The organism is Streptomyces sp. G5(2025) (genome assembly GCF_049542075.1).
Taxonomy (GTDB): domain Bacteria; phylum Actinomycetota; class Actinomycetes; order Streptomycetales; family Streptomycetaceae; genus Streptomyces.
In genome coordinates, this window is sequence record NZ_JBMUZT010000006.1 from 3,582,320 (window position 1) to 3,601,388 (window position 19,069).

General features: G+C 70.7%; 20 protein-coding genes and 1 pseudogene. 10 read left to right on the plus strand and 11 right to left on the minus strand.

The window, feature by feature from the left end; all coding sequences use genetic code 11:
• Positions 1 to 73 precede the first annotated feature (73 nt).
• The 4 genes and pseudogenes from ACOBQB_RS27030 to ACOBQB_RS27045 form a co-directional block, all read right to left on the minus strand.
• A complete protein-coding gene (locus ACOBQB_RS27030; protein WP_223775391.1) occupies positions 74 to 406 on the minus strand; it encodes a DUF2516 family protein in 333 nt (110 codons plus the stop codon).
• A 181-nt stretch (positions 407 to 587) separates the two neighbouring features.
• Positions 588 to 1,250 (minus strand): hypothetical protein, encoded by a 663-nt coding sequence (locus tag ACOBQB_RS27035; RefSeq protein WP_423595093.1) that lies wholly within the window; start codon positions 1,248 to 1,250, stop codon positions 588 to 590.
• Positions 1,251 to 1,283: 33 nt separating this feature from the next.
• Complete coding sequence (locus ACOBQB_RS27040) at positions 1,284 to 1,796, minus strand: helix-turn-helix domain-containing protein (RefSeq protein ID WP_423595095.1); 513 nt, start codon at positions 1,794 to 1,796, stop codon at positions 1,284 to 1,286.
• Between the two features lie 73 nt (positions 1,797 to 1,869).
• Positions 1,870 to 2,106: pseudogene (locus ACOBQB_RS27045) on the minus strand (carboxymuconolactone decarboxylase family protein); the annotation flags it as partial.
• Between the two features lie 162 nt (positions 2,107 to 2,268).
• On the opposite strand from ACOBQB_RS27045, the gene ACOBQB_RS27050 reads away from it, so the two are divergent.
• The 3 genes from ACOBQB_RS27050 to ACOBQB_RS27060 all read left to right on the plus strand — a co-directional run bounded on the left by ACOBQB_RS27050 (position 2,269) and on the right by ACOBQB_RS27060 (position 4,433).
• Positions 2,269 to 2,688: a helix-turn-helix transcriptional regulator gene (locus ACOBQB_RS27050; protein ID WP_423598792.1), complete on the plus strand. Its 420-nt coding sequence runs from the start codon at positions 2,269 to 2,271 to the stop codon at positions 2,686 to 2,688.
• Positions 2,689 to 2,698: 10 nt separating this feature from the next.
• Positions 2,699 to 3,112: a VOC family protein gene (locus ACOBQB_RS27055; protein WP_423595097.1), complete on the plus strand. Its 414-nt coding sequence runs from the start codon at positions 2,699 to 2,701 to the stop codon at positions 3,110 to 3,112.
• A 73-nt stretch (positions 3,113 to 3,185) separates the two neighbouring features.
• Complete coding sequence (locus tag ACOBQB_RS27060; RefSeq protein ID WP_423595099.1) at positions 3,186 to 4,433, plus strand: MerR family transcriptional regulator; 1,248 nt, start codon at positions 3,186 to 3,188, stop codon at positions 4,431 to 4,433.
• 143 nt (positions 4,434 to 4,576) lie between these two features.
• On the opposite strand, the gene ACOBQB_RS27065 is transcribed toward ACOBQB_RS27060, so the two are convergent.
• Positions 4,577 to 4,972: a winged helix-turn-helix transcriptional regulator gene (locus ACOBQB_RS27065; RefSeq protein ID WP_423595101.1), complete on the minus strand. Its 396-nt coding sequence runs from the start codon at positions 4,970 to 4,972 to the stop codon at positions 4,577 to 4,579.
• A gap of 55 nt (positions 4,973 to 5,027) precedes the next feature.
• Between ACOBQB_RS27065 and ACOBQB_RS27070 the strand changes: the two genes are divergently transcribed.
• Positions 5,028 to 5,963 carry an NAD(P)-dependent oxidoreductase gene (locus ACOBQB_RS27070; protein ID WP_423595103.1) on the plus strand — a complete coding sequence of 312 codons (936 nt, stop codon included), beginning with the start codon at positions 5,028 to 5,030 and terminating at the stop codon, positions 5,961 to 5,963.
• 68 nt (positions 5,964 to 6,031) lie between these two features.
• Here the strand turns inward: ACOBQB_RS27070 and ACOBQB_RS27075 are convergent, their stop codons facing one another.
• Positions 6,032 to 6,616 carry a TetR/AcrR family transcriptional regulator gene (locus ACOBQB_RS27075; protein WP_423595105.1) on the minus strand — a complete coding sequence of 195 codons (585 nt, stop codon included), beginning with the start codon at positions 6,614 to 6,616 and terminating at the stop codon, positions 6,032 to 6,034.
• A 189-nt stretch (positions 6,617 to 6,805) separates the two neighbouring features.
• On the opposite strand from ACOBQB_RS27075, the gene ACOBQB_RS27080 reads away from it, so the two are divergent.
• Positions 6,806 to 7,468, plus strand: a complete 663-nt coding sequence (locus ACOBQB_RS27080; protein ID WP_423595107.1) for a peroxiredoxin-like family protein — start codon at positions 6,806 to 6,808, stop codon at positions 7,466 to 7,468.
• Here ACOBQB_RS27080 and ACOBQB_RS27085 read toward each other — a convergent pair.
• Positions 7,396 to 8,454 (minus strand): helix-turn-helix domain-containing protein, encoded by a 1,059-nt coding sequence (locus ACOBQB_RS27085; RefSeq protein WP_423598794.1) that lies wholly within the window; start codon positions 8,452 to 8,454, stop codon positions 7,396 to 7,398. The genes ACOBQB_RS27080 and ACOBQB_RS27085 overlap by 73 nt on opposite strands.
• Before the next feature lie 142 nt (positions 8,455 to 8,596).
• Here ACOBQB_RS27085 and ACOBQB_RS27090 point away from each other — a divergent pair, with 142 nt between their 5' ends.
• Together ACOBQB_RS27090 and ACOBQB_RS27095 are read left to right on the plus strand one after the other, a co-directional pair.
• Complete coding sequence (locus ACOBQB_RS27090) at positions 8,597 to 9,562, plus strand: NAD(P)-dependent oxidoreductase (RefSeq protein ID WP_423595109.1); 966 nt, start codon at positions 8,597 to 8,599, stop codon at positions 9,560 to 9,562.
• A gap of 111 nt (positions 9,563 to 9,673) precedes the next feature.
• A complete protein-coding gene (locus tag ACOBQB_RS27095; RefSeq protein ID WP_423595111.1) occupies positions 9,674 to 11,149 on the plus strand; it encodes a peptidoglycan D,D-transpeptidase FtsI family protein in 1,476 nt (491 codons plus the stop codon).
• A 16-nt stretch (positions 11,150 to 11,165) separates the two neighbouring features.
• Here ACOBQB_RS27095 and ACOBQB_RS27100 read toward each other — a convergent pair whose 3' ends face one another.
• A complete protein-coding gene (locus ACOBQB_RS27100) occupies positions 11,166 to 13,265 on the minus strand; it encodes a HelD family protein (RefSeq protein WP_423595113.1) in 2,100 nt (699 codons plus the stop codon).
• Between the two features lie 90 nt (positions 13,266 to 13,355).
• Between ACOBQB_RS27100 and ACOBQB_RS27105 the strand changes: the two genes are divergently transcribed.
• On the plus strand, positions 13,356 to 14,006 hold the full coding sequence (locus ACOBQB_RS27105; protein ID WP_423595115.1) for a TetR/AcrR family transcriptional regulator: 651 nt from the start codon (positions 13,356 to 13,358) through the stop codon (positions 14,004 to 14,006).
• Positions 14,007 to 14,033: 27 nt separating this feature from the next.
• On the opposite strand, the gene ACOBQB_RS27110 is transcribed toward ACOBQB_RS27105, so the two are convergent.
• On the minus strand, positions 14,034 to 15,134 hold the full coding sequence (locus ACOBQB_RS27110) for a phosphotransferase (RefSeq protein WP_423595117.1): 1,101 nt from the start codon (positions 15,132 to 15,134) through the stop codon (positions 14,034 to 14,036).
• Between the two features lie 273 nt (positions 15,135 to 15,407).
• Between ACOBQB_RS27110 and ACOBQB_RS27115 the strand changes: the two genes are divergently transcribed.
• Positions 15,408 to 16,223, plus strand: a complete 816-nt coding sequence (locus ACOBQB_RS27115; protein ID WP_423595119.1) for an HAD family hydrolase — start codon at positions 15,408 to 15,410, stop codon at positions 16,221 to 16,223.
• A gap of 136 nt (positions 16,224 to 16,359) precedes the next feature.
• The gene (locus ACOBQB_RS27120; protein ID WP_423595121.1) at positions 16,360 to 17,247 is read left to right on the plus strand and encodes a hypothetical protein; all 888 of its coding nucleotides are present in this window, start codon (positions 16,360 to 16,362) and stop codon (positions 17,245 to 17,247) included.
• Here ACOBQB_RS27120 and ACOBQB_RS27125 read toward each other — a convergent pair.
• Positions 17,244 to 17,909: an HAD family hydrolase gene (locus ACOBQB_RS27125; protein WP_423595123.1), complete on the minus strand. Its 666-nt coding sequence runs from the start codon at positions 17,907 to 17,909 to the stop codon at positions 17,244 to 17,246. The genes ACOBQB_RS27120 and ACOBQB_RS27125 overlap by 4 nt on opposite strands.
• Before the next feature lie 159 nt (positions 17,910 to 18,068).
• Positions 18,069 to 18,971, minus strand: coding sequence for a winged helix-turn-helix domain-containing protein (locus ACOBQB_RS27130; protein WP_423595125.1), 903 nt, complete (start codon positions 18,969 to 18,971; stop codon positions 18,069 to 18,071).
• Between the last annotated feature and the right edge of the window lie 98 nt (positions 18,972 to 19,069).

Genomic DNA, 19,069 nt, shown 5'->3' on the forward strand with positions numbered 1-19,069 from the left:
GCGTAGGCGCGGGCACGGCGTAGGCGTGGCGCGTAGGTAAGCGCGGGCAGGAGCGCGGGAGTTGGCGGGGGTGTTACCGGCCGCCGTTGTACGGGCCGTACGGACCGTCGCTGCTGGATCCGCCGCGGCGGCCGCCACCGCCGGTGATCTGCCGGATCGCGGGCCGCACGTCCACCATGTAGACGATGGTGGCGATGAGGCCGAGAATCGGCAGGAACGACAGGATGTTGAAGATCAGGTTCACCACGAAGGCGAGCCCGAGGATGATCAGCCAGAACGGCTTCGTCTTCTTGTCCGCGGCCCGATAGGCGTCCTCGCGCCGGACAGCGGCGTCGATGAGCGCGAATCCGCTGAACAGGATCAGGGCCAGCGACAGCAGCCACATGAAGTTCGCGAAACCCTGCATCAGCACAACGTCCACCACCAGTCTCGCCAGTCTCGGCTCGTCATCACGCGGCCACGGTACCCGCTACCTCTGTCAACGGGGCGGACACTACCTGAGTGCCCGCCCCTGAGAACCCGCCCTGAGAACCCGCCCCTGAGGGCTTTCCCGACCCGCCCGTCGCCCACTTACCGGGCGCCGCGGGTCACTTGGCCGGGGGCGTCTTCTTCGCCGTCGCGGTCGTCGTCTTGCGGGCCGGGGCGGCCGGGGCCTTCTTGGCGACGGGCTTCTTCGCCGGGGCGGTGTCCACGCTCTCGCTCTCGGAGGCCGCGCTCACCTTCGGCTCGGCCACGGGGGCCGTCTTCGGCTCCGTCGTGGCGGTGGCGGGCGCCGGGACCACGGGCTTCGGCTCGGCGTCCGGCTCGACCGTCTCGGCCAGGTCGAGGATCTCCTCGGCGGCCTCGCCGCGCCAGGTCTTCACGGCCTGCTCGCCGTGCTCGGCGACCTCGTCGTACTTCTCGCGGGCCTTGACCGCGAGCTCGGCGGCCACGCCGACACCGCGCAGCGCGAGGTCCTGGGCGGTCTCGCCGAGCTTCTTCAGGTCGGTGTCGAGGGTGCCGAGCACCTCGGTGACCTTGGCCTGGATGGTCTCCTGCGCCTCCTTGGCGCGGGCGGCGGCCTTGTCCTGCACGGCCTTGGGGTCGGTGTTGCGCACCGCCTCGAAGCGGGAGGGCGCCTCGGCGATCAGCTGCTCTACGATGCCCGGCACCTTCTTCGCCTGCTGGAACGCGAGGTCCGCGGACCCGGCGACGAAGTATGCGGGGGTGGTGTTGGTGAGGGTCTTGCGCAGGTCATCGGTGATGGCCATGACGATGGTCCTCCCGGAGTCGCGTCAGCTGGTTCAGCTTGGGGGTGGTGTCTTCGGGCCGGCATCACTGCCGTCGGCGGCGCGGGTGCCGTCATCGGCCTCAACGGCTTCATCGGCGTCGACCGCGTCGACCGCGTCAACGGTCTCGGGGGCCACATCCGCGTACGTCCGCGCGTACGTCTCCGCGTACGACGAGGTCTCGAAGCCGTTCTCCTTGCGGAACGACTCGTAGATCTGCAACAGCACCTGCTTCTGGCGCTCGTTGATGGAGGGGTCGGCGAGGATGACGGCGCGCGTCTCCAGCTCGTCCCGCTCCTTCTCGTCGAGGATCCCGGCGCGCACGTACAGCGTCTCGGCGGAGATCCGCAGGGCCTTGGCGACCTGCTGGAGCACCTCGGCGCTCGGCTTGCGCAGGCCGCGCTCGATCTGGCTCAGATACGGATTGGACACCCCGGCGGCATCGGCGAGCTGCCTGAGCGACAGCTGCGCGTTGCGCCGCTGTTCACGCAGATACTCGCCGAGATTGCCGACGTTGAGTGATGCCATGCCTCCATGGTGCGACACCCTTGCTAACTTTTGCAAGCACATGCTTGCAAAAGTGCGCCACGCCACGCCCGCCGACGTCGAGGCACCAGCGACAACCGACCTGCCCAGCGACCGCCATGTGCGCGAACGACTTGAGGCTCTCGTCGACCGCGTCCCACTCGCTCAGCTTGGCGGAGAACTCCAGGGTGGAAGTGGCGACCTGGGGGCTGTGCCACACCACGTCGACGGGCTCCGGCACCTCGCCCAGCTGCTTGATCATGTTCTCCTTGAGCTCGGCGGGGAGTTCGGCCTTCGGGATGCGCGGCGCCATGTCGGCCTCCTGTATTCGTTCGCTGTCCGGATGCCCGGCGGTCCGGATGCCTGGCCGTTCGGCTGCTCGGCGGTCCGGCTGTCCGGCTGTCCGGCTGCCCGCCATGAAGACACCGGTGGAGCCGCGAATGTGACAGAGGCAGTCGGTAACGTTCCCCGTGTGGTGTCTCTCCCCGACCTCGTCCGCCTGCGCCAGGCCCGCGACCGCATGGACCGTGACTACGCGCAGCCCCTGGACGTGCCCGCCCTGGCCCGGGACGCCCTCATGTCGGCGGGCCACTTCTCCCGCAGCTTCCGCGCCGCCTTCGGCGAGACCCCGTACAGCTATCTCATGACGCGCCGGGTCGAACGGGCCATGGCGCTGCTGCGGCGCGGGGACCTCTCGGTGACGGAGGTGTGCATGGCGGTGGGCTGTACGTCACTGGGGTCGTTCAGCTCGCGGTTCACGGAATTGGTCGGCGAGAGCCCGAGCTCGTACCGGGCCCGCGACCATGGACCCGGCTCCGCCTTCCCCGCCTGCCTCGCCAAGATCCACACCAGACCGGTCAGGAATGGAGAAGCAAAAGCCCCCGGCGGTTCCTAGCGTGGAGGGCATGGAAATCAACCTCGCACAGTGCTTCATCGCCGTCGACGACCACGACAAGGCCCTCGCCTTCTACCGCGACGTTCTCGGTCTGGAGGTGCGCAACGACGTCGGATACGCGGGGATGCGCTGGGTGACCGTCGGTTCGCCCGCGCAGCCCGGTGTGGAGATCGTCCTCGAACCGCCGCTCGCCGACCCGAACGCCACGGACTCCGACCGGCAGGCGGCCGCCGAACTGCTGGCCAAGGGCCTCCTGCGCGGCGTCAACTTCCGTACGGACGACGTCGACGCCACGTTCGAACAGATCCGCGCCGCGGGCGGCGAGGTCCTCCAGGAGCCGATGGACCAGCCGTACGGCATACGGGACTGCGCGTTCCGTGACCCGGCGGGGAACATGCTGCGGTTCCGAAAGCCCCGTAGTTGACCTTCACCTTGGGGGAGCCCGCAGCATCGGTAGGGCCGGGCGGCGTGCCCGGCCCTACCGATGAGGGGCGGGCATGGGGTTGCTGACCATCGGGGCGTTCGCGAAGGCGTCCCGGCTGTCACCGAAGGCACTGCGGCTCTACGACGAGCTGGGCCTGCTGACCCCCGCCCGCGTCGACCCGGCCAGCGGCTATCGCCTCTACGCACCCGAACAGCTGGACCAGGCCCGCCTGGTGGCCTGGCTGCGACGCCTCGGCATGCCGCTGGCCCGTATCCAGCACGTCCGCACGCTGGACGACGCGGCGGCCGCTCAGGAGATCCGCGCGTTCTGGGCCCGGGTCGAGGCGGAGACCGCCGCGCGGCGGGACCTGGCCGTCTTCCTCGTCGACCACCTGTCCAGGAAGGACCCCGCCATGAGCCCGACCCCGCTCGCCGAACCGCTGGAGATCCGCTACGCGGCACTGTCCGACACCGGCCTGGTCCGCGAGACCAACCAGGACACCGCGTACGCCGGGACCCGTCTGCTCGCCGTGGCCGACGGTTTCGGCCGCGGCGGGGCGCCCGCCGGGGCCGCCGCCATCGACGCGCTCAAGCACCTGGAGACCGCCGGTGTCCCGGCGGGCCATCTCCTCAACACCCTTGAGGACACCGTGGAACAGGCCGACAACGCCGTACGGGGTGTACGCGCGACCCCCGGCGACGGGGCGGCAGACGGCGGGGCGGCAGACGGCGGCGCTGCGACCGGCACGGAGACCGGCACCGCGACCCGCACCGCGACCGGCGCCGCGAACAGCGCCGCGAACGGGCCCTCGTCGGCCGAGGCCGGCACCACCCTCACCGCGATGCTCTGGACCGGATCGCAGCTCGCCCTCGTCCACATCGGAGATTCCCGCGCCTACGTCCTGCGGGACGGCACCCTCTTCCAGGTCACCCACGACCACACGGTCGTCCAGTCGCTGGTCGACGAGGGGCGCCTGACCCCCGAGGAGGCCGCCTCCCACCCCCAGCGCTCCCTGCTGATCCGCGCCCTGGGCGCGGGCGAGGCCACCTGCGACCTGCGGCTGCACGACGCCCGGCCCGGCGACCGCTACCTGCTCTGCTCCGACGGCCTGACCACCGTCGTCCCCACCGCGGACATCCACCGGGTGATCACGGCGGCCCGCGACCCCGACCAGGCGGTACGCGAACTCGTCGCCCTCGCCAACCGCTCCGGCGGCCCCGACAACGTCAGCTGTGTCATCGCGGACGTGGTCAGGAGTGCCGATCCGTCCGCTCGGGGCCACGTGACGCCGAAGACCAGCGCGCGGAACGCCGGGCCGTAGGCGTTCGGACTCGTACCGGTGGAGCGCTGGCACCTCGCGCTCCGGCGCATGGCCACTTTTTTGTGGGTACTTGGCGTACGCCGCGTCTCGGGCCAACCTGGTGACCACGCCGCGACGCACGGAAGGGGCGGTATGACGAAACCTCAGGAGGCTTGTTCCAGTGCGCCGTTGGCGCCGCTCGACTCGGGCTGGAACGCCGGCCGGGACGCGGCGAGCCGGTCCAGGCGGCGGTGCCCCCAGTCCGACAGGGGGGCCAGCGCCTCGCAGAGGTCGCGGCCGAACTCCGTGAGGGAGTAGACGGTCTTCAACGGCCGTACGTCGTACACCTCCCGGTGCACGATGCCGTCCGCCTCCATCTCGCGCAGCGCCTGCGTCAGCACCTTCTCGGTGAGCCCCGGCAGCAGGCGCAGCATCTCGCCGGGCCGGTGCGGGCCGCTTTCGAGCGGCCAGAGCAGCGCCGTCTTCCATTTGCCGTCGATCACGGCGATCGCGGCGGTCACACCGCACACATTCGGGTCCTGGGCACGGCTGCGCGTCATCTTGGGTCCCCCTCAGTCCTTCTTATCCCTTTATTTGTCGCACAGGAGCTGACTCATGTCATCGTCATCGCCGTCGTCATCGCCGTCGCCGTCGTACTCCGAACAGGCTGCCGTCACCGACGCCCCGGCCGTCACCGTTCTCGGCCTCGGCCCGATGGGCCGCGCCCTGGCCTCCGCCTTCCTGGCGGCCGGGGTGCGGACCACCGTATGGAACCGCACGCCGGGGCGGGACACCGTGCTGGTCGGGCGGGGCGCGATCGGCGCCCGTACGGTTGAGGAGGCCGTGGCGGGCAGTCCGTTGACCATCGTCTGCGTCGTCAATTACGACGCGTCGGACGCCGTGCTGCGCCGCGACGCCGTCGCCGCCGTGCTCAAGGGACGCACCCTTGTGAACCTCAGCGCCGACACCCCCGACCGCGCGCGGGACACGGGGCGGTGGGCCGCCGAGCACGGCATCGCGTACCTGGACGGGGCGATCATGACGCCGATCCCCACCATTGGTACGGCGGACGGGGTCTTCATCCACAGCGGCCCGGCAGACCTCTACGAGCGGCACCGCCCCGCCCTCGAAGCGCTGGGCGGCACCCACACCCACCTGGGCGAGGACATCGGCCGTGCGGCGGCGTACGACATCGCGCTGCTCGACATCTTCTGGACGGCGATGACCGGCTACCTGCACGCCGTGGCGGTGGCGAAGGCCGAGGGGATCTCCGCTCGGGAGCTCGTCCCGTTCGCCCGGGGCATCGGCGAGATCCTGCCGCCGATCTTCGATGAGTTGGGCGGGGACATCGACGACGGCACCTTCTCGGGCGAGAACAACCCCATCACGTCGACGGCCTCGACGATGGCCCACATCATCCACACCTCCGAGGCCCACGGCATCGAGGCGGGCGTGATGCGAGCCGCCGAGGGCCTGGCGCGCCGCGTCATCGCCGCGGGCCACGGCACCGACGGCGCGTCCCGAATGGCAGAACTACTCGGCCGCCGCTGAACCGGAGCCGTCGGCACCGCCAGAGCCGCCGGGGCCGCCAGGGCCGCCAGGGCCGAGGGGCCTTCGCGTCACCCCAGGGACGCGAGCGCCACGTCCACCGTCCGGCGCAGCACGGCCGCGTCGGCTCCGGCCCGGGAGCGCAGGTTCACGCCGTACGCGAGGAGGGCCAGGACCTCGGCGGCCGCCTCCGCATCGGTGCCGGGCGCCAATTCCCCATTGGTGCGCGCCACTTCCAGTGCGCCCCGCATCGCGTCCCGCAACTGCCCGTGATGCCGCTCCAGCAGCGCCCGGACCTCGGGATCGGCGCGCTCCTCCCCCGCGTGGGCGTTGACGACCATGCAGCCCCAGCCCGCGTACGGGCCCGCGCAGCGCAGCTCGATCAGCCCGTCGAAGAACTCACGCACGGCGGGCAGCCCCCGGCCGTCCTCGGCGAGGAACCGGAACGCCCGCTGGGAGTGGTCGCGCAGATAGCGGCGCAGCGCGGCCAGGTACAGCTCCCGCTTTCCGCCGAAGGTGGCGTACAGGCTGGAGCGGTTGAGGCCCGTCGCGGTCGCCACGGCCTGGATGGACGTCGTGGCGGCGCCGTGCTGCCAGAAGAGCCGGACGACGCGGTCGAGCGCCTCGTCCGGGTCGAAGTGCTTGATGTCTGGCATGAGCCGGGGCTCCCCTGTGCGGCGCTACGACGTCCTTGGAATCACCGTTCCAGGAATTGCGATCAACCGTTCCTGGAACGGTGATTCCAAGATAATCCTTGACGCCCTACTCGTGCCTCGCCATCCTGAAACGACCGTTCCAAGTTTCTTCCGGACGGACCGCCCAGGACCCGAAAGGCCGGACCCGCCATGAGCCTCAAGGACGACCTCCACGACCTGTACGTCAACGCCCACCGCAGACTGCCCGCCGACGTCCTGGAGGTCATGGACCGCGGCGCCGCCCAGCTCCTCGCCACCCGCCTCGCCGAGAACGCCCTCGGTACCGGCGACCCGGCGCCCCGCTTCACCCTCGCCTCGGCCACCGGCGACGACGTCTCCCTGGACGCCCTGCTCGCCGAGGGCCCCGTCGTCCTGACGTTCTACCGCGGCGCCTGGTGCCCCTACTGCAACCTCGCCCTGCGCGCCCTCCAGCAGCACCACGCCGACCTCACCGCCCGCGGCGCGCGCCTCGTGGCCGTCTCGCCGCAGATCCCCGACGAGAGCCTCACCCTCTCCGAGAAGGAACAGCTCCCCTTTCCCGTGCTCAGCGACATCGGTTCCGACGTCGCCAAGCAGTTCGGCATCGCGTTCGACCTCTCCGACGAACTGGGCGCGCTGTACGACAGGTTGGGCTTCGCACTCGACCGTGTGAACGCGGGCCACCACCGGACCCTGCCGCTGCCCGCCACCTACGTCATCGACCGCACCGGCGTCATCCGCTGGTCGTTCGTCGACACCGACTACACCGTGCGCGCCGAGCCGTCCGACATCCTGGCCGCGCTGGACGCCCTCGAAGAGGCGGCGCGCGCCTGAGCGGCACCGGTGCCGGCACCGGCACCGGCACTGAAGAAGGACCGCCGGTAGTCCCCCGGCGACACCCCGACCTGCTTGAGGAAGTGGTGCCGGAGGTTGTTGGCCGTGCCGAGGCCGCTCAGCTCGCCGATCCTCTCCACCGGCAGCTCCGTCGACTCCAGGAGGCTCTGGGCCCGGGCGAGGCGCTGACCCAGCAGCCACTGAAGCGGGGTCGTGCCGGTCACCGCCCGAAGACGGCGGTAGAAGGTGCGCGGGCTCATCGCGGCCCGGCGCGCCAGGTCGTCGACGGTCAATGGCCGGTCCAGGTGGGCGCGGGCCCATTCCAGTACGGGGCCGAGGCCCGCGTCGTCCGTCTCGGGCACCGACAGGTCGATGAACTGGGCCTGCCCGCCCGGCCGGTGGGCGGGTACCACCATGCGCCTGGCCAACTGGTTGGCGACGTGCGCGCCGAGGTCGCGGCGCACGAGATGCAGGCAGAGGTCGACGCCCGCGGTCAGACCGGCGCTGGTCAGGACGTCACCGTCGTCCACGTACAGCACGGAGTCGTCGACCGTCACCTTCGGGTAGCGGGCGGCGAGTTGCGCGGTGTGCATCCAGTGCGCGGTGGCCCTGCGGCCGTCCAGAAGCCCCGCCTCGGCCAGCGCGAAGGCGCCGGTGCACAGGGAGACCATGCGGGCGCCCCCCGCGTGGGCGGCACGCAGGGCGTCGGTCAGGCCCGGCGCCGGCGGCCTGCCCTCATCGACGCAGGCGTCCGGTACGGATGTCACGATGACGGTGTCCGCCCCGGCGAGACCTTCGAGCCCGTACGGGGTACGCAGCGCGAGGCCGAACTCGGCGCCACCCTCCTCCCGTTCACCCGTGGCGCACAGCCGCAGGTCGTACCAGTGGTCGGACAGATCGGGCTGCGGCTTGCCGAACACCGTGAAGGGGATGCTCAGTTCGTACAGATCCCAGGACGGGAACCCGATCTCCTCGGCCACGACCACCGCTACGGAACCAGCGCCGGCGCTCATGCCCTGAGCGTACGAGGACGCGCGCACCCGGCGGGGCGGGCTGTGGCAGGAAATTGGTGATCACCGTCACCACTGTCACTGTCGGGTGCCGCCCCGCCCTGCGAGCGTGATCCCCATGAACCCGCAGAACACGAACGCACAGCGCCCCGACACGCACCCGGACACGCACCCCGCCCCCGCTACCCCCCAGGCCCGGACCCCGGGCCCCGTCACCGTCATCGGCCTCGGCCTCATGGGCTCCGCCCTCGCCGGCGTCCTCCTCGGCCGCGGCCACCCCACCACCGTCTGGAACCGCACCCCGCAGAAGGAGAAGCCCCTGGCCGGCCGGGGCGCCCAGGTGGCGGCGACACCGCGGGACGCCGTCGCCGCGAGCGGCCTCGTCCTGGCCTGCGTACTCGACTACGCCGCCCTGCGCACCGTCCTCCACCCGGTCGCCACAGCGGGCGGCCTTGCCGGGAAGTCGCTGGTCAACCTCACCTCGGGGGCTCCGGAACAGGCCGTGGAGATGGCGGCGTGGGCCGCTTCGCACGGCGCGCGCTACCTCGACGGCGGCATCATGACGACCCCGCCGGGCGTCGGCGACCCCCGGATGATGTTCCTCTACAGCGGCTCGCAGGCCGCCTTCGAGGCCCACCGCCCCACCCTCGCCGCGCTCGGCGACCCGCTCTTCCTCGGCGCCGAACCGGGCCTCGCCTCGCTGTACGACTCCGCGCTGCTCGGCCTGATGTGGGCGGCGTTCACCGGCTGGCTGCACGGCACGGCCCTGGTGACCTCCGAGGGGACCACGGCCACGGACTTCACCCGGGTCGCGCTGCGCTGGCTGACCGGCGCGGTCTCCGGTTTCCTGACGACGTACGCGCCCCAGGTGGACGCCGGGCACCACCCGGGGGACGACGCCACGATCGACGTTCAGATCGCCGCCATCGACCACCTCATCCACGCCGCGCACGCCCGCGGCATCGACAACTCCCTTCCCCAGCTCCTGAAGGCGACGATGGAACGGGCCTCCGCCGCGGGCCACGGCTCCGACAGTTACGCGAGCGTGATCGAGGTGCTGCGCGGCGGCGTGGCCCACCGGTAGAACCCGGGCCGCGACCCGCCCGTAGATGCCGGATTCCGGTACGCTCCGCGCGGGAAGCGGACAGGATGGACCCCAAGCGTTCGTCCGTCGGCCCGGGGGGAGCCACCACACATGAACCGTCCGCTGCGGCACATCGCCGTCTTCTGCGGCATCCTCACGCTCGCGCTGCTGCTGCGGGCGACCTGGGTGCAGTTCGCGCAGAACGACAACCTGGCGAACCACGAGAAGAACCGCCGCGTACAGATCGAGGCCTTCTCCCACCCCCGCGGCGACATCATCGTCGGCGGCAAGTCCATCACCGGCTCGAAGAAGACGTCCGGCACCGACTTCGCGTACAAGCGGACCTTCAAGGAGGGCCCCATGTACGCACCGGTGACGGGCTACTTCTCGCAGGCCCAGGGCAGCACCTTCCTGGAGGGCGTCCACAACGGCATCCTCAGCGGCAACGACGACCGGCTCTTCATCAAGCGCACCCTGGACATGCTGACCGGCAAGAAGCAGCAGGGCGGCGACGTCGTCACCACCATCGACCCCAAGGCGCAGAAGGCGGCCTACGACGGTCTCGTACGGCTGAACGCCAAGGGCGCCGTCGTCGCGCTCGACCCCCGCACCGGCAAGGTACTCGCCCTGGCCAGCACACCTTCGTACGACCCCTCGGTCTTCGCGGGCATCTCGCAGGAGGAGGGGCGGACGTTCGAGCGGCTCGCCAAGCGCAAGGACAAGCCGCTGAGCAACCGCGCGCTGCGCGAGATCTACCCGCCGGGCTCCACCTTCAAGATCCTCACTGCGGCCGCCGCCCTGGAGCACGGCGTCGTGACGGACATCGACAAGCCGACCGGCGCCAGGACCCCGTACAAACTGCCCCTCAGCTCCACCCGCATCGGCAACGACGTGCCCGACTCCAACTGCGACAAGGTGTCCGTGAAGACCGGCATGCAGTGGTCCTGCAACAACGTCTTCCTCGACATCGCGCTCAAGGTCGGCAAGGACAAGATGCGTGAGACAGCGGAGAAGTTCGGCTTCAACGAAGAGCAGTTCATCCCGGTGCGGGCCGTGGCGAGCAGCTATCCGGAGCAGCTCGACAAGCCGCAGACCGCGCTGACCGGCATGGGCCAGGGCAGCCTGAGCAGCACCCCGCTCCAGATGGCGATGGTCACGGCCGGCCTCGCCAACGACGGCAAGGTCATGAAGCCGTACCTGGTCGAGGAGTTGCGCGGACCCGATCTGACGACGATCGAGAAGGCCGAGCCCCACGACCTGAACCAGGCCGTCTCCGAGGACACCGCGAAGAAGGTCCAGGAGATGATGGAGAACACCGTCGAGAACGGCACGGCGAACAAGGCGAGGATTCCCGGCGTCACGGTCGGCGGCAAGACCGGCACGGCCCAGCACGGCGCAGACGTCACCGACGAACGCCCGTACGCCTGGTTCGTCTCCTACGCCAAGAACGGCGAGGGAGAGTCCCCGGTCGCGGTGGCGGTCTTCGTCGACCCGTCGAACATGGACATCCCGCGCTCGGAGATCGCGGGCGGCAAGCTGGGCGCTCCGATCGCGAAGGCCGTCATGGAGGCGGTCCTGGAGCGCTGACACCCACCGCGCGGCGTCACGCTTCCCACGGCAGCGGCCGGCTGTGCACCACGTCGAGCCGGGACACCGCCCGGGTCAGCACGACGTACAGCCGGTGCGGGCCGCGCCGCTCGGCCGCCGCGATCTCGGCGGGTTCGACGGCGACGACATGGTCGTACTCCAGGCCCTTGGCGAGCGAGGCGGGCAGCACGGTCACGCGCGCGCCCAGCTCGTCCGGGCCCGCGGCCTCGATCCCGGCCGCCACCAGGGCCGTCCGCAGCCGTTCGGTCCGCGCGTCGGCGGCGATGACACCGACCGACCCCTCCCACGCGAGCGCGCCCCGCACTGCCTCCACGGCGGCGGCGTCCACATCGCGCGCCTCACGGACCCGCAGCTCCCCGTCGGCCCGCATCGACCGCGCGGGCGGCACGTCGACGTCGAGGCGGGCGAGGAGCCGGTTGGCGAGCCCCACGATGGCCCGCGGCACCCGGAAGCCGGTGGTCAGCGGTGTCACGGTGGCATCCGGCTTGCCGAGGTGGCCGAGCAGCTCCGCCCAACTGCGGGCCGCCCAGGGGGTGGTGGCCTGCGCGAGATCGCCGAGGACGGTCAGCGACCCGAAGTCCGAGCGGCGCGCGATCGCCCGGCACTCCATCGGCGACAGGTCCTGCGCCTCGTCGACGACGATGTGCCCGTATCCGGCGGGGCGTTCGAGGAGACCCTCGATCTCGTCCATCAGCACCAGGTCGGCGGCGCTCCACTGCGCGGACTTGTACGAACGCGGGGGCCTGGCCCAGAGGATCGCCCGCTGCTCCTCGGCGTCGAGGATGCCGTCCGCGGCGGCGGCGAGCGCGTCCGGGTCGGCGAGCAGCCCCGCGAGGACCTCGTCCGCCCTGGCCTTGGGCCAGGCCCGGTCGACGAACGCGCTCACGGGCCGCGCCCGGGAGATCTTCTGCACCCAGACGTTGCCGCGGGGCCCGGAGCGCCGCTCGGCCTGGTCCTGGACGGCCCGCACGGCCCGGCTCCGCACCCGCTCACGCCCGACGGCGTACGGCGGCTCCTCGCCCCGCACGGCGTCGACGATCCGCTCCAGCTCGTCGAGCGGCACCCGCCAGCGGTACGAGCCGTCCGGCACCGCCAGCGACTCGGTGGGCGGCGCGACCCTGGAGTACAGCGCGCGGCGCAGCACGGCAGCCATCCGGGCGTCGTGCTTGACGAGGGCGGCGGCCTCGTCGTCCGTGGCGCGCACCGGATGGCGGTGCTCACGGCTGATCTCGTCCCGCACGGTCGACTGACGCACCCCGCTCTCGCCGAGGGAGGGCAGCACCTCGGCGATGTAGCGCAGGAAGGTGCGGTTGGGGCCGAGGATGAGCAGCCCGGAGCGGCGGATGCGCTGGGGGTGGGTGTAGAGGAGGTAGGCGGCGCGGTGCAGCCCGACGGCGGTCTTGCCGGTGCCGGGGGCGCCTTGGACGCAGAGGGAGGCGGTGAGTTCACCGCGGACGAGGTCGTCCTGTTCGGGCTGGATGGTGGCGGCGATGTCCCGCATGGGGCCGACGCGGGGGCGCTCGATCTCCCCGGCGACGATGCGGCTGCCGCCGCCTTCCGCGGCCTCGCCCGCGGCCAGGTGTTCGTCCTCCATGCCGGTGAGGTCCGCGGAGTCGCCCTTGCTGCCGGGCACCCACCCGAACCGGCGGCGGACAGCGACGCCCTGCGGGTCGCGGGCGCCGGCCTGGTAGAAGGCGCGGGAGACGGGTGCGCGCCAGTCGACGACGAGGGGCGGCGCGGAGGGATGCTCGGTGATGCGCAGCCGCCCGATGTGGTAGCGCTGGCCGCGGTGGTCCCCGGCTCCCTCGGCGGCGGGGCCGGTGGCGGCGAAGTCGAGGCGGCCGAAGAAGAGGGGCGCTTCGGGCAGCTCGCGCAGCTCCTTGGCGTGGCTGCGGAACTGGTAGCCGAGGACTTCGGCGTCGGCGCCGGACGCGGACACGTCCGCTCCTCCGACAACTCGTTCCTGGGCGCCTTCGACCATGCGGACCAGGGCGGCGCGGCAGGCTTCGTGGTAGCTGCGTTCTTGGGCGAGGGAGGTCTGGGAAGTCTGAGAGGTCTGAGAGGTCTGAGAGGTCTGGGAAGTCGGGGCGGCCATACCCGCCAGAATAATGTAACCGAGTTAAATTCGTAACCAAGTAACGACGCCCTCGCGTCGCCCCCCGAATCGCGCCCCTACACTCCCCCCATGACCAGCAGCGACGCCGAACCCGCCGAGCCCGGCCTGCGTATCCGCAAGAAGCAGCAGCGCTACCAGGCGATCTCCGAGACGGCGATCGCGCTCTTCCTGGAGAAGGGCTTCGAGAAGGTGTCGGTCGCGGAGGTGGCCGCCGCGGCGGAGGTGTCCAAGCCGACCCTCTTCCGCTACTTCGCCACCAAGGAGGACCTGGTCCTGCACCGCTTCGCCGACCACGAGGACGAACCGGCCCGCGTGGTCGCCGCCCGCCCCGCCAAACGCCCCGCCCTCGACGCCCTCCAGCGCCACTTCCTGGACGGCCTCGAACGCCGGGACCCGGTGACCGGCCTCTGCGACGTCCCCGCGGTGCTCGCCTTCCACCGCCTCCTCTACGGCACCCCGTCCCTGGTCGCCCGCCTCCACGGCTACCAGCACCGCTCCGAACAGGCCCTCGCCGAGGCCCTGACCACCGCGCACGGTGGCAAGCCCCTGGAATCCCGCCTGGCCGCGGCCCAGATCGTCGCCGTCCAGCGGGTCCTCGCCGAGGAGAACTGGCGCCGGATCACCGAGGGCGAGAGCGCGGACGAGGCCTGGCCCGACGCGGCGACCTCGGCGAACCGCGCCTTCGCCCAACTGCGCACCGGGCTTCAGCGCTACGCGTGAACGGCGTCGTACGCGTGAACGGCGTCGCTACGCGTGAGCGGCGTCCGCGCGTGCCCAGTTCCGCAGCGCCTCCACGATCTGCCGATGCGCCGGCACACCCTCCAGGCCCAGAGGCCCACAGGCACGGGTGAGGACTTCCTCGATCTTCCGGCCCCCGCGGTGCAGCGGCCACCACGGGAACGCCGGCTTCGTGTCCAGCGTGAGCGCCGAGCGAATGACATCCGTGAACACCGACTGCGCCTTCTTGTAATCGAGGAGGCGAGGCAGGTCCCGCTCCCACCCCTCGGAGCTGCCCGGTCTCACCTCCTCGACGGCCTCGCACCAGCGCCGCGTCACCTCTTCCGCCTGGTCGGGCCGGTACCGCATCAAGTAGAGGTGGGTGGCCAGGTCATAGAGCGGGTCGCCCACCATGGCCAGCTCCCAGTCGATGGTCCACAGCTGTCCGTACCGGTCGACGATGAAATTCTCCCGGTGAAGATCGCCGTGGAGCAGCGAGAACGGCCTCGGGGTCAGCTCCGAGAGGCCTTCCCGCAGCTTCTCGAAGCACTTCCGCTCGATGCCGAGCGAGTGGAAGAGTTCTCCGAACCGGTGGGCGTTCCGCAGGTAGACCTGTTCCTCGGTGAAGAGGACCAGCCGCTCCAGGAACGCCGTGGAGTCCCCCTCGGGCGGGCGGTCCTCGGGGACGCACCTGCGTTCCACCGACAACGCGTCGGGGTCGACACCGGCCAACTCCCCGAAGAGTCCGACGATCTGCGTGATCAGCCGCCCGGGAATGGGGTCGGAGAACTTGTGACGCGACCCGAGCGTCCGGCCCTCGATGAATCTCTGCAGACCGAAAGCGCCGACGTCATCACCGACGTCGATGACGTCCGGGATCCGGGTGATGTGCCCGCTCAGAGCCCGCACCAGTTCCTCTTCCGAACGGAAGCAACGCCGGTCGAACCAGAGCAGATCCTTGCGCGGCTCCCGGCACTTCCACCGCACCCGCCCCGGCCCCTCCGCATCGCCCGGCAAGGGAAAGACGTAGGTCTCGTGGTGGTAGCCCTTGAGAGGACCGACGAGGACCCGCTCACTGCCGCTCACCCGCGCGGCACGCTCCCGGGCCGCAGAAGTCGCTTGGGATGACATCGCTGTTCTTTCAGCCTGGGACGCCTCGGAATGATCCGACGTGGGGACATGGGGACATGGGGACGTGGGGACGTCAGGACGGAGTGGAGCAGGCTACTCCTGTGGTGCCACCGCCCATGCCGTCGGCACCCACCCGGCAGGAGCCACGCCCCGCATGAGCTAATCCGCGCTCGTCCGTACGAGGGCACGGCCCCCGGTGGAGCGGCGCCCGGCCGGACCGAGGCCCTCGCCACCGGCTGGTCGGACGACGAACTGTGGTCCACACTTGCTGAGATGACTCCCCAGAGGCCCTCAGGCGGTAGCGGACCCACCCACGGTGGCCCTCCCGGCCGGGACAGCCTGCCTGGTCACCTGCCTGGTCACCTGCCTGGTCTCCTGCCTGGTCTCATCGCCGGGGCAGGCGCGCTGCTCTTTGACTTCGATGGACCGGTCACCCCCTTCTTCCAGCACTACCGCACGGCACCGATCGCCCAGGACATCAAGGACCTGCTCCTGGAGCGCGGGGTCCCGCTCTCCCCCGACGTGCGGGCCTCGGCGGACTCCCACGGGCTTCTCCACCTCCTCCGAAGCGACGTGTTCACCGCGGCGAAGCCGGGACCGGAGGACCAGAAGACGCTGGAACTGGCCGAGGGGATCGTGACGAGCCACGAGTACCGAGCGGCTCGGGACGCCGTCCCCGGCGAGCACATCGAGGCCCTGGTGACGGCGCTGGCCCGGCTGGGCAAGCGCCTGGTGATCGTCAGCAACAACGCCGAGGGCCCCGTACGGGCCTACCTTGAACGGGCGGGCCTGGAGACCGAGTTCGAGGCGGTCTTCGGCCGCGACCCGCACGAGCTGCGCCACATGAAGCCTCATCCGCACGGCGTGGAAGCCGCCTTGCGTCATCTGGGGCTCACGGCGGCGGACTGCCTCCTCGTGGGCGACCAGCTCACCGACCTCCAAGCTGCCCGTGCGGTGGGGGCCCCCTTTCTCGGCCATGCCAGGAATGACGCCGCGGCACGGACGATGTGGCGTGAAGGCGCCGTCTGGGCCGGCACTTCTCTTCTCCCCCTCCAGCAGGCGACCGAGGGACTCCTGAACCCCAACTGACCCCTGACCGCCCCGGGTTGCGTGCGCGATGATGGTGCGCCACTACCGGAGGGCGGAAGGGGTCGCTTTGTCCACACGTGGTCCGGACGGGGACAGGCCCTCGGCGCTGGATGAATTACGGGCACGGCTCTCGGGCATGAAGTCCGCACTCATCAAATGGCTTCTCGCGCTGGTGGCGCTGCTGGGTGTGGCGGCGCAGCTGATCTCCCCCTTGGGCGACGCCCTGGAGGGACAGCAATTCCTCGGCGGGTCGTTCGCGGCGGTCGTCGCATTCATACTCTTCGACGCGATCAGCGGCAGCGCGGACCGTGAGGTGTCCGGCGTGGAGGTGTTCGACACCTTGCGCGAACTCAGCGGACCGGCGGAAGAGGCGTTCGAAGCACGGCACGTGCGGATCGACTTCGCGGGCTTCACGATGGAGACGTTCTACGGGACCATCAGGGACCCCCTTTTGGAAGTCGCCGACGGGTCGTTGTCACCCAAGCGCATCACGCTCCGCATCATCGTCGCCCACCTGAACTCGCCGATGAACCTGCCGGGCGAACTGACCCCCGTACAGCCGGGCGGCGACGCGGCCGTCTTCACTGACTCGGCCGTCAACCGCGAGCGCATGCGCAACGACTACACGCTCAAGTACTGGGAGGATCTCCGGACGCTGCTCGACCGCGCCCAGCGGAGCAATCCGAAGCTCGTCATCAAGTGCGAGGTACGCGAGTCACCTCATGGCCCCCAGTCGAAGCTCTACATCTTCGACGAGGACAGGGCCGTCTACACCACGTACGGGATTCGAAAAAGCCGATTCGAGAGAAACGGCCGGGCGTACGACATCCTGGACGCGGAAGGGCTCGGCATCCGACACGGCGAGGCCCGGTACTTGAGCTGGAGCCGCCGCTCCCGTACGAAGTCGACGCGGCAGATCGCCAATTACCACATGGAGTGGTTCCAGAACCTCTGGGACGTCCTCCAGGACGTCAAGCCGGCCGCACCCGTGATCCCGAACCCCGTCTGGGAGCCCCCCGCCTAGCGGCCGGCTCTCCTGGTGCGCAGTCGCGCCAGGACCGCCTCCAGGGACGGCACCAGATGCCGCGCACCCGCCTCCCACAGCAGCCGCGCCTTGCGTTCGTTGCGCGCGTACCCCAAAAAGGCGACGCCCGCCCGCCGGGCCGCCTCGAAGTCCGTGGGGGCGTCGCCGATCATCAGCGTGGCCTTCGGGTCGGCGCCCATGGCTCTCAGCGCGCGGTGCAGGCAGTGCGGGTCGGGTTTGAGCAGCCGGAGGTCCTGGGTGCGGCCGTAGATGTGCGGGGCGAAGCACTCCAGGAGGCCGCGCGAGGCGAGGTAGCTGCTCGCGGCCTGCGGGGAGTTGTTGGTGGTGACGGCCAGCCGCGCGCCGAGCGCCGACCAGGTGCGGATCAGCGGGTCGACGTACGGGGTGGGGAAGGCGGACGCCACGGCGCTCAGCTCGTGCTGGGTGAGGTGTTTCGCCAGCTCCTCGACCAGGTCGCTCCGGGGGCGGCGCCGGTCGACGGCGCGCAGCACGAGATACGGATCGGGCTGGCTCCGCTCCTCCTCGGTGAGCAGGCCGGGCAGCCCCAGCCCCGCCAGGCACCGGACCTGGTCCTCGGCCACCTGCTTCGCCGAGTGCCGGGCGAAGAGCCGGCAGATGGGGCCGTCGAAGTCGAAGAGCACGAAACGAACGGGATCGATCAGATCGTGGAGCCTTTCGGCCTCAGTGCCTAACACTTCGGGCCATATCGCGCCAGATTGGGTCGAACCAGTCGGAACCGTCGAATCGGTCGGGTCCGTCGAATGGGTCAGGTCCGTCGAGTCAGTCGAGTCAGCGGTCACCTAAGAGAGTTTCAGGTCCGAGGTGATGGTTGCCCAGAGTGCGTCGAACCACTTCTGCGACTCCTCCACGAACAGGGCGTCGCGTGAGCCCTCCGCCACCCCGCCGAAGGAGAAGAGGGGCGCCTTGACGCCCAGCACGTCATAGAGGTCGACCACCTCGCCGCCGTCGTCCGCGTCGAGCTCCAGCTGCTCGCGCCCCAGCGTGTAGTACGCGAGCAGCGCCTCGCGCTGGTTGAGCAGATACAGCTTGACGGGCGTGGTGAAGGGCAGCGCGCGGAACCTGACGTCGACCTCGATGCCGTGCGAGGCCCGCAGCGCCCGCAGGTTGTGGCGCAGGACCTGCCCCTGGGCGTTGCGCTGGTTCAGCCAGCGCTGGTGCAGCCGCTCGCGGCTCTCCGCGTCGTACTCGACCGGCACCGGGAACGCCAGCTGGATGTCGCTGCTCGGCAGCAGGATCCGCACCGTGATCGACTGCGGGCGGATACGGCCCTCATGGATCAGGCGGACCGGCTCCCCAAGGGCGATCATCAGCGTCTCGGCGGTGTAGGAGACCACGTCGATCCGCACGTCCCGCTCCGCGAAGGCCTCGGCGAGCCGTGGGGCGAGGGCGACCATGGAGGGCTGCGGGCCCTGGCTCGCGGGGGCCGGGCCCGACTCGGCGACCCGCGGCGGGCTGCCCTTGCTGATGTTGGAGAGGAGCCCTTCGCTCTGGAGCCTCTTCATCGCCTGCCGCACGGCGCCGCGCTCCACGCCGAACTCCTCGGCGAGCTCCGCCTGGGTCGGCAGGCGGTCCCCCGCCCTCAGCTCACCCGCCCTGATGCGGTCCCGGATGGCGTCGGCGATCTCCTGGGGCGAGAGCTTTCTGCTGCCGGTCACTGCACCGTTCTCCTGGGTCACGACCAAACGATACAACTGACCGCCATCTCCGGGCAGTTGAGCGGAACTTGTTTATCCGGCCGGACCAAGTGGGGACAACTACAACAGAGTTGGTTACCAACTTG